Source organism: Sporolactobacillus mangiferae (assembly GCF_023336505.1).
Lineage (GTDB): Bacteria > Bacillota > Bacilli > Bacillales > Sporolactobacillaceae > Sporolactobacillus > Sporolactobacillus mangiferae.
This window is the reverse complement of sequence record NZ_JAMAST010000048.1, coordinates 1-1,012: the sequence shown is the minus strand read 5'-3', so window position 1 is coordinate 1,012 and position 1,012 is coordinate 1. Positions and strand designations below refer to the sequence as shown.

Genomic DNA, 1,012 nt, shown 5'->3' with positions numbered 1-1,012 from the left:
TGGCAGGAAAGCTGAGAATTTATCGGATACATCTTCGGTCGGATGGAAGTGACCGGCATCGATGGTCCACAGCTTGCCGCGTGTCAATGCATAAGCCTCATAGAACTCATGGGAACCGACCGTGTACGATTCGACACCAGTCCCGAACAGTTTTCCTTCAACTGCTTCAATCGTATAGTTCTCTGAAATCTTTTCTTTCATGATTTCGTCTAACGATTCGATCAACCGCTGACGCGGGGCCAGCTTGTCAATCGGGTTATCCTTGTAGCCGTCCGGAATCCAGAAATTGTTCACTGACTGCTGACCCAGTTCCTTGCCGAAATACTCGGCAATTTTACGGCTGCCTTTCCCGACCTCAATCCAGAAATCACGAATCTCTTTATCGGCGCTTGACAAAGTAAAACCACTTGCTGATTTAGGATGCGAGAAGAATGTGCCGTTCATATCAAGACCGACGCCCTCTTCTTTTGCCCAGTCAACCCAGGATTGGAAATGGCGTGGGGCGAGTTCATTCAAGTCCACCTTTTCATCCGTATCCGCGTAGATACTGTGCAGCTGAACCTTGTGCTTGCCCGGAATAACCGACAATGCTTTACTTAAATCTTTTCTTAATTCATCTACCGTTCTGGCTTTTCCGGGATAATTTCCGCTGACTGAAATACCCCCTGTAAGATCCTGATCCGGAAACAGAAAGCCAAGTACATCATCCCCCTGCCAGCAGTGAATCGACAATTTTATTTTCTTCAGTGCATTGAGGGCTTCTTCTGTATCTACACCAATTTCCGCATACTTTTCTTTGGCAAGTTCATATGCCTTTATTACATGCTCACTCATTTCGCAAAAACATCCTTTCCTTTTAAGTGTGCTTCATATAATTTAATTGTTCAATCAGACAGGACAGATATGTTTGAATCCGCTTTCAATCGCAGGTTCATATATGTGCCTTTTGCCGCATTCAAAGACGTTTTTAAATCAGCGAACCTTTTTACGCTGTAATCATTCCACTTGAGTA

General features: G+C 44.7%; 1 protein-coding gene. It reads right to left on the bottom strand.

The features are described from left to right. Window positions 1–834: L-rhamnose isomerase (locus M3N64_RS13980; RefSeq protein WP_249104301.1), on the bottom strand; the 834-nt coding region annotated here is incomplete at its 3' end. Window positions 835–1,012 lie beyond the last annotated feature (178 nt).